Here is a 9,735-nt window from a genome sequence, read left to right as displayed (position 1 = left end):
GCGGAAGGTGGTCTCCCCGAGTAGCACCGCACGATGCTCGAACACCGACCGGGAGGTGGCCAGCGAGTACGCGATGTCCGCCGGGCTCGCGTTGACGGCCCGCAGGCGCTCCAGCTGGGCGTTCAGCCCCTCCGCCGTCCGACCGGACACCACCGCGGGCAGCGGGTAAGCGACCGACGGTACCTCCACAGTGGGCTGTGCGGGAGCCTCCTCCAGGATCACGTGCGCGTTGGTGCCGCTGAGGCCGAACGACGAGACGCCCGCCCGCCGCGGGTGCCCGTCCCGCGACGGCCACGGCTGGGCCTCGGTCAGCAGCGCCACGTTTCCGGCCGACCAGTCGACCCGCGAGCTGGGCGCGTCCACGTGCAAGGACTTCGGCAGCGTCCCGTGCCGCATCGCCAGCACCATCTTGATGACGCCCGCGACGCCGGCCGCCGCCTGGGTGTGCCCGACGTTCGACTTGATCGATCCCAGCCACAGCGGCGCGGACCGGCCCAGCCCGTAGGTGGCCAGGATCGCCTGTGCCTCGATCGGGTCACCCAACCGGGTACCGGTGCCGTGCGCCTCGACGACGTCGATGTCCGCGGCGGTCAGGCCGGCGTCCGCCAGCGCGCCCCGGATCACCCGCTGCTGCGACGGGCCGTTCGGGGCGGTGAACCCGCTGCTCGCCCCGTCCTGGTTGACCGCCGACCCGCGCAGCACCGCGAGCACCGGATGCCCGTTGCGGCGGGCGTCGCCGAGCCGCTCCAGCAGCAGCATCCCCGCGCCTTCAGAGCAGGCGACGCCGTCGGCCGAGTCGGCGAAGGACCGGCACCGGCCGCTCGGCGACAGGCCGCGCTGCTCGCTGAAGTACACGAACATCTCGGGATTGGCCATGACGGTGACGCCGCCGGCCAGGGCGAGGGTGCAGTCGCCGCGGCGCAGTGCCTGGGCGGCGACGTGCAGCGCCACCAGGGACGACGAGCAGGCGGTGTCGAGCGTGACGGCCGGCCCCTCCAGGCCGAGGGTGTAGGCGACCCGGCCGGGCACGAAGCTGCCGGAGCTCTCGCCGCCGTAGTCGTGGTACATGACGCCGGTGTAGACGCCGGTCCGGCTGCCCTTCAGCGAGGTCGGATCGATGCCGGCGCGCTCGATCGCCTCCCAGGACGTCTCCAGCAGCAGCCGCTGCTGCGGGTCCATGAGAACGGCCTCGCGCGGGGCGATGCCGAAGAAGCCCGCGTCGAAGTCCGGGGCGTCGTAGAGGAAGCCGCCCTCGCGGGAGACGGTCTTGCCGGCGAGCCCGGGCTGCGGGTCGTAGATGCTGGTGTCCCAGCCGCGGTCCCAGGGGAACTCGCCGATGGCGTCGACGCCGTCGGCGACCAGCCGCCAGAGTTCCTCGGGGGTGCTGACGCCGCCCGGGTACCGGCAGCTCATCGACACGATGGCGATGGGCTCCCCGGCCTCGGCCACCTCGGCGGCCAGCCGGTCGCTCTCCCTGCGCAGCCTCTCGTTGTCCAGCAGCGACTTGCGCAACGCCTCGACGACCTGCTCAATCGACGTACTCACGGCAATCTCCGAATCTCGGTCAGTTGAGCTCACTGGCGGCCATCGCCGCGTGGACCAGGGCATCGACGTCCATGGCCTTGATCACCTCGCTGCGGTCCTCGTCCGCTTCGGCGGGCGCGGCCGCGGTCGGCTGGCCGGCGGCGTCGGCGGCCAGGGCCAGCAGCGCGTCGAGCAGGCCGGCCTCGCGCAGCCGGGCCGGCAGGATCGTCTCCAGCGCGCGGCGCACGGTCGCGTCGGCGTCGGCGTCGGCGGCCCCGCCCGCCGGGGGCTCGGGCAACAGCTCGCCGAGGACGAACTCGCTCAGCGCGACGCTGTTGGGGTAGTCGAACATCAGCGTGGCGGGTAGCCGCAGCCCGGTCGCCCCCTGCAGCCGGTTGCGCAGCTCGATCGCGCCGAGGGAGTCCAGGCCGAGGCCGGTGAAGCCCCTGTCCGGACCGATCGCGGCCGGGTTGTCGTGGCCGAGGACGGCGGCGACGTGGCCGCGGACCAGATCCAGCGCGTACCGTTCCCGGGCGGCGCCGCCGAGTCCGGCGAGCGTGCGGGCCACGGTCGGCGTGTCGGCGGCCGGGGCGTTGGCCGGCGCCGACCGGCGGGGCGCGGGCCGGACGATCCCGCGCAGCAGGGCCGGGAGCGGGTCGGTCCGGTTGCGTAGGGCGATGAGATCGAACCGTACCGGCGCCAGGACCGCGTCGGGGGCGCCCGCGGCGGCGTCGAGCAGGCCGAGACCGTCCTCGAAGGCCAGTTCCAGCACGCCGGAGCGGTTCATGCGCAGCAGGTCGACGGCGCCGATCTCGGGGCCGGCGCCGGCGGTGCCCGCCCACAGGCCCCAGCCCAGCGACCGGGCGGGCAGGCCGAGCGCCGCCCGGTGCTCGGCGAGGGCGTCGAGGAACACGTTCGCGGCCGCGTAGTTCGCCTGCCCGGCCGGCAGGACCGTGCCGCCGACCGAGGAGTAGAGCACGAACGCGGTCAGGTCGAGGTCCCGAGTCAGTTCGTGCAGGTGCCAGGCGGCGTCGACCTTCGGGCGCAGCACCCGGGCCAGCTGCTCGCTCGTGAGGGCGTCGACGAGGCCGTTGTCCAGCACGCCGGCGGTGTGCACGACGCCGCGCAGCGGGTGCGCCGCGGGGACGTCCGCGAGCACGGCGGCGAGCGCGGCCCGGTCCGCGACGTCCGCGGCGACGATCCGCACGTCCGCGCCGAGCGCGCCGAGTTCCTCGCGGAGCCGGTCCGCGCCGGGGGCACCGGCACCGCCGCGGCTGACCAGCAGCAGATGCCGGACGTGGTGGTCGGCCACGAGGTGCCGCGCCACGAGCGCGCCCAGCAGCCCGGTCCCGCCGGTGACGAGCACGGTCCCGTCCGGGTCCCACGGCGCCGGGGCGGCGTCGGGGGTCACGGCCGCGAACCGCGGCACCATCGGCGCCCCGCCGCGGATCGCGAGTTCGGGCTCGCCGGAGCCGACCGCGGCGGGCAGCGCCCGGGTGGACTCCTCGGCACCGTCGAGGTCCACGATGGCGATGCGGTCCGGGTTCTCGGCCTGTGCCGCGCGCAGCGCGCCCCACAGTGGCGCCTGCACCAGGTCCACGGTGTCCCCCGGCCGGGCCACGACGGCGCCGCGGGTCAGCACCACCAGCCGGGAGCCGGCGAACCGCTCGTCGCCGAGCCAGCGACGCAGGTCACCGAGCAGCCGCCAGACCGCGTCGCGCACCCGGGCGGGCACGTCGCCGCTCGTGTCGGGGGCCGTCAGCAGGACCATCGAGGGGACGGGCGATCCGGCGGCCAGCAGGGCCGGCAGATCCGGGTAGGTCCGCGGTGCGTCCAGGTCCGTACCGACGGCCGCCCAGTCCCGCGGCTCGGCCAGCGCGGTCGCCGGCAGCGGGTTCCATTCGGTGCGGTACAGCGATCCGCCGTCCGTGGCGGCCGGCAGCGAGTGCACCTCGCGGACGATGAGCGACGCGACGGTGGCGACCGGGGCGCCGGTCGGGTCGGCGATGGACAGGGCCACCGCGTCCGGGCCGGGCTTCGTCAGCCGCACCCGCAGCCGGGTGGCGCCATGGGCGTGCACCTGGACGCCGGTCCACGCGAACGGCAGCGCGGTGCGGTCCGCCTCGGGCCGGCCCTCGTCCAGCACCCGCTCCACGTGCAGCGCCGCGTCCAGCAGCGCCGGGTGCAGCCCGAACGCCGCCGCGTCCGCGCGGGCACTGTCCGGCAGGGCGATCTCGGCGAACAGTTCGTCGCCGCGCCGCCACGCCGCCACCAGGCCCTGGAAGACCGGCCCGTAGCCGTAGTCGAGGTCGGCGAGGTCGGCGTACATCCCGCTGACGTCCACCGGGCTGGCCCCGGCCGGCGGCCACTCGACGAGCGGCTCACCGGTGGGCGCCCCGCCGGCGGCGAGCACACCCCGCACGTTGCGAACCCAGGGGCCGTCATCGGCCCGGGAGTACACGGTGACCTCGCGCCGGCCGGCGTCGTCCGGGCCGACCACGACCTGGATCGAGACGCCGCCGCGCTCCGGCAGCACCAGCGGCGCCTCCTGGGTCAGTTCCTCCAGCAGGTCGCAGCCGACCTCGGCGCCGGCGCGCAGCGCCAGCTCGACGAACGCCGCGCCGGGCAGCAGCGCCCGGCCGAGGATCCGGTGGTCGGCGAGCCACGGGTGGGTGTCCAGCGCGATCCGGGCGGTGAGGACCGGGCCGCCGCTCGCCGGCGCGGCCACCACGGCGCGCAGCAGCGGGTGACCGGCGGCGGACTGGCCGAGCCCGGCGACGTCACCGGACCAGGCCGGCCGCGGCAGCCAGAACCGGCGGCGGTGGAACGCGTACGTGGGCAGGCCGACCCGGCGGGCGCCGTACCCGGCGAAGTACCCGGCCCAGTCGGGGCGTACGCCGCTGACGTGCAGCCGGGCCAGGGCGGTCAGCAGCGACTCGACCTCGTCACGGTCCTTGCGTAGCGCCGGCACCACGACGTCCTCGCCGGAGGTCTCGGTCAGGCAGTCGCGCACCATCGCGGACAGCACCCCGTCGGGGCCCAGTTCCAGGTACCGGGTGGCCCCCTCGGCCCGCAGGAAGCGCACCCCGTCGGCGAAACGAACCGCCTCACGGACGTGCCGCACCCAGTAGTCGGCCGAGCACAGCAGCTCGGACGCGACCTCGTCGCCGGTGAGGTTGGAGATGAACCGCACCCGCGGTGGCGCATAGGTGAGGCGCTCGGCGACGCGGCGGAACTCGGCCAGCATCGGTTCCATGAGCGGCGAGTGGAAGGCGTGCGAGACGCGCAGCCGGGCGGTGCGCCGGCCCATCGCCGCAACCGCCGCCCCGACGTCCAGCACCGCGTTCTCGGCGCCGGCGACGACGACCGACGCGGGGCCGTTCACCGCGGCGATGGCGGTGCCCGCGCTCAGCAGCGGCCGCACCTCGTCCTCGGTGGCCTGCACGGCGAGCATCGCGCCGCCCGGTGGTAGCTGCTGCATGAGCCGGCCGCGGGCCGCGACGAGCGCGGCGGCGTCGGGCAGCGACAGCACCCCGGCGGCGTGCGCGGCGGCCAGCTCGCCGATGGAGTGGCCCATGACGAAGTCCGGGCGCAGACCCCACGATTCGACCAGGCGGAACAGCGCGACCTCGACAGCGAACATCGCGCACTGGGTGTAGCCGGTCTGGTCGAGCAGCGCCGCCTCGGCGGAGCCGGGCGGGGCGAACATCAGCTCGCGTAGCGGCCGGTCCAGCAGCGGGTCGAGTTCGGCGCAGGCCGCGTCCAGCGCGGCGGCGAACACCGGGAACGCGGCGGCCAGTTGCTTGCCCATGCCGGCGCGCTGCGCGCCCTGACCCGAGAAGACGAACGCGGTCCGCGCCCACGGGGCGGCCGCACCCCGTACCACCGCGGGGTTCGGCTGTTCCGCGCGCAGCGCGGCCAGGGCGTGCAGGGCGCCGTCGCGATCGGTGACCACCACCGCCGCCCGGTGCTCCAGTGTGGAGCGCGTGGTGGCCAGGGAGTGCGCGACGTCGACGAGGTCGAGATCCGGGTGATCGAGCAGGTGGTCCCGCAGGCGCGCGGCCTGGCCGGGCAGCGCCTCCGGGGTGGACGCGGACAGGAGCAGCGGGACCATGGGCGCCCCGGTGCGCGGCGGCGCGACGGCGACCGGGACGTCCGGCGCCTGCTCGACGATGAGGTGCGCGTTGGTGCCGCTGAGCCCGAACGACGAGACCGCGGCCCGGCGGGGCCGGTGGCGCTGCGGCCACGGGCGGGCCTCGGTGAGCAGCCGGACGGCGCCCGCCGACCAGTCCACGTGCGGCGACGGCTCGTCCACGTGCAGGGTGCGCGGCAGGACGCCGTTGCGGATGGCCATGACCGCCTTGATGACGCCGCTGACGCCGGCCGCCGCCTGGGCGTGCCCGATGTTCGACTTGATGGAGCCCAGCCACACCGGGTCGTCCTCGGCGCGGCCCTGACCGTAGGTGGCCAGCAGGGCCTGCGCCTCGATCGGGTCGCCGAGCCGGGTGCCGGTGCCGTGCGCCTCGACGAGGTCGACGTCGCCGGCGGTGAGGCCGGCCGCGGTCAGCGCCTGCTGGATGACCCGCTGCTGGCTGGGTCCGCTCGGGGCGGTCAGGCCGTTGCTGGCGCCGTCCTGGTTGATGGCGGAGCCGCGAATGACGGCGAGGACCTCGTGACCGTTGCGCCGGGCGTCGGACAGCCGCTCGACGAGGAGCAGGCCGACGCCCTCCGACCAGCCGGTGCCGTCGGCCGCGCCGGCGAACGCCTTGCAGCGCCCGTCCGGCGACAGCCCGCGCTGCTGGCTGAACTCGACGAAGATCTCGGGCGTCGACATGACCGTCACGCCGCCGGCGACCGCCATCCCGACCTCGCCGCGTCGCAGCGCCTGGCAGGCCATGTGCAGGGCGACCAGCGACGACGAACAGGCGGTGTCGACGCTGACCGCGGGACCCTCCAGGCCCATGGTGTACGCGACCCGGCCGGTGAGGATGCTCGCCGCGGTGCCGTTGCCGAGGTAGCCGGCCACGTCGTCGGGCAGGTAGCGCAGCCAGGTGCCGTAGTCGTGGTACATGACGCCGGCGTAGACGCCGGTCCGGGTGCCGCTCATCGCCGCCGGGTCGATGCCGGCGTTCTCGAACACCTCCCACGCCGTCTCCAGCAGCAGCCGCTGTTGCGGGTCCATGGCCACCGCCTCGCGCGGCGAGATGCCGAAGAACGCGGGGTCGAAGTCGGCGGCGTCGTACAGGAACCCGCCGTCGCGGGCGTAGGTGTGGCCGGGCAGCCCCGGCGTCGGGTGGTAGATGTCCTCGGTGTCCCAGCCGCGGTCGGTCGGGAATCCGGCGACGGCGTCACGCCCCTCGGCGACCAGCCGCCACAGGTCCTCGGCCGAGCGCACCTCCCCGGGGAACCGGCAGCTGATACCGATGATGGCGATCGGCTCGTCCGCGTCGGCCGGCGTGTTCTCCATCTCGACCGGTACGGCGGGAATCGTCGCGGTGGGGAAGGAGAACCGCGCGGTGAGGAACGCCGCGAGCGCCCGCGCGGTCGGGTGGTCGAACACCAGCGTCGCCGGCAGCCGCAGTCCCGTGGCCGAGGCGAGTTCGTTGCGCAACTCCACCGCCGCGAGCGAGTCGAACCCCAGCTCCTTGAACGCCCGGTCCGGCCCGATCGCCGTCGCGGAGGCGTGCCCGAGCACGGCGGCGACCTTCGCGGCGACCAGGTCCAGCAGTTGCCGCTCCCGCTCGGCCTCGGTGAGCCCGGCCAGGCGCCGCTCCAGCTCTCCGCCGGTCGCGGCGGGCGGGACGGCCGCCACGGTGCGGCGCGCGGGCGCGCGGACGACCGAACGCAGCAGCACCGGCACGTCGTCGCCGCGGGCGTGCAGGGCGACCGGGTCCACGCGCAGCGGCGCCACGACCGCGGGCCCGGCCCGCAGCGCGTCGTCGAAGAGCGCGAGGCCCTCGCTGGCCGGCAGTGCGGGCAGCCCGAGGCGGGCCATCCGCTCCAGGTCGGCATCGCCCAGCTCGCCGCCGAGGCCGGTGTTGACCGCCCACATGCCGAACGCGAGCGCGGTGGCGGGCAGTCCGGCGGCCCGCCGGTGGTGAGCCAACGCATCGAGGAACACGTTGGCGGCCGCGTAGTTCGCCTGCCCGGCCGGCAGGACCAGGCCGCCGGCGGAGGAGTACAGCACGAACGCGGTGAGGTCGAGGTCCCTGGTCAGCTCGTGCAGGTGCCAGGCGCCGTCAGCCTTGGGACGCAGTACCGCGTCCAGGTGTTCGGGCGTGAGCGACTCGAAAAGGCCGGGATCGACGACGGCGGCCGCGTGGACGACGCCCGTCAGCGGGCGATCGGCGGGTACCGTCGCGAGCACCTCGGCGATCGCCTCCCGGCTGGACACGTCGCACGCGGCCACGGCGACCCGCGCGCCGAGCGCGGTCAGCTCCGCTGCCAGCTCGGCGGCGCCGGGCACGGCGAGGCCGCGGCGGCTGGTCAGCAGCAGCGAGCGGACGCCGTGCTCAGCCACCAGGTGCCGGGCGACGAGCGCGCCGAGGCCGCCGGTTCCGCCGGTGACGAGGACCGTGCCGGTGGCGTCCCACGGCGCGGGCGTGTCCGGGACCGGGGTGCGGGTCAGCCGCGGCACGAACAGCCGCCCGTCGCGGATCGCCAGCTCGGGCTCGCCGAGGGCGGCGGCCGCGGCCAGCAGCCGGCGGGCCGCGTCGGTGCCGTCGGTGTCGACCAGGACGATGCGGCCGGGGTGTTCGGCCTGCGCCGCCCGGATCAGGCCCCAGACCGGGGCCTGCGCGAGTTCGCTGAGGTCGGCGTCGCCCGTCACGGCGGCCGCCGCGGAGGTGACGACGACGAGCCTCGCGGCGGCGGACCGCTCGTCGGCCAGCCACGACCGCACCCGGGTCAACACGTCGCCGGTCACCGCGCGGACCGCGTCGGGCATCTCTCCGCCGGCGGTGGGGCAGTCCACGATGGTCAGTTCGGGATCGCGGCCGGCGGCGGGCGGTGCGGCGACCGGGCTCCAGGCCATGTGGAAGAGCGATTGGGCGAGCCGGCTCCGCGCGGACGCAAGCTGCTCGGCCGACACCGGCCGGGAGACCAGTGACCCGACCGTCATCACCGGGCGGCCGGCCTCGTCGGCGACGACCATCACCGACTCCTCGGCGCCGCGCAGCCGGCGGACCCACACCCGCAGCGCGACCGCGCCGGCGGCGTGCAGTGCGACACCGCTCCACGCGAACGGCAGCAGCGTGTCCGAGCCGCCCTCGCCCTGATCGACCAGGACGTCCACGTGCATCGCGGCGTCCAGCAACGCCGGGTGCAGGCCGAACCGGGCCGCCGCCGCGCGCGGCCCGGCCGCCTCCGGCAGGGTCACCTCGGCGAACAGCTCGTCACCGCGGCGCCACGCGGCCCGCAGGCCGTGGAACGCCGGGCCGTAGCCGTAGCCGCGCTCGCGCAGCCGCTCGTACGCGCCGGTCACGTCGATCGCGTCCGCGCCGGCCGGCGGCCACTGCGCGAGGTCCGCCGACACCGACGGCGCGCCCGAGGCGAGGAACCCGGCGGCGTGGCGGGTCCATTCCCGGTCGGGCTGCGCGGCCGGGCGGGAATAGATGTGCATCGAGCGGCGGCCGGACTCCTCCGGCGGCCCGGCCACCACGCGCACGTCCACGGCCCCCTGCCGGGGCACCACGAGGGGTGCCTCCAGCGTGAGTTCTTCGAGCAGGTCGCAGCCCACCTGGTCGGCGACGCACATGGCGAGGTCGACGAAGCCGGTGCCGGGCAGCAGCACCGAGCCGAGCACGTCGTGGTCGGCGACCCACGGCTGCGCCGCGATGGAGAGCCGACCGGTGGCGACAACGGCGCCGGTATCGGGCGCCACGACGACCGCGCCGAGCATGGGGTGCCCGAGCGGGTCGAGGCCGGCGGCGCCGACGTCGCCGGTGGCGGGCGTGACGTCGAGCCAATACCGCTGCCGCTGGAACGGGTACGTCGGCAGGTCAACCACATTGGCCTTGGGCAGCACCGCCGCCCAATCCACGTGCTGGCCGGTGGTGTGCAACTGAGCGACAGCACCGATCAGCGTCTCGGTCTCACTCTGCTCCCGGCGGGCGGCCGGCACCGCCCCTTCCGTCAATGGAGTCAGGATCGCGTCCGGGCCGACTTCCAGGATCCGGGTAACACCCTCGCCACGCACGGTGTCGATCGCGT

Annotated in this window: 2 protein-coding genes; both read right to left on the bottom strand. The window is 75.7% G+C overall.

The genetic code is table 11. From position 1 onward, the window contains the following. A partial coding sequence (locus KJS59_RS25055; protein ID WP_456316014.1) for a type I polyketide synthase occupies positions 1-1,608 on the bottom strand: 1,608 nt, incomplete at its 3' end. Continuing rightward, entirely contained in the window at positions 1,565-9,721 is an 8,157-nt protein-coding gene (locus KJS59_RS25050) for a type I polyketide synthase (RefSeq protein WP_213455425.1), read from the bottom strand. The genes KJS59_RS25055 and KJS59_RS25050, both read right to left, overlap by 44 nt. Between the last annotated feature and the right edge of the window lie 14 nt (positions 9,722-9,735).

Origin of the sequence: Rhizomonospora bruguierae (genome assembly GCF_018397995.1) — a bacterium.
GTDB classification, from domain to species: Bacteria; Actinomycetota; Actinomycetes; order Mycobacteriales; family Micromonosporaceae; genus Rhizomonospora; species Rhizomonospora bruguierae.
The sequence above is the reverse complement of the archived record's forward strand: the minus strand, read 5'-3'. Positions and strand labels throughout refer to the sequence as shown.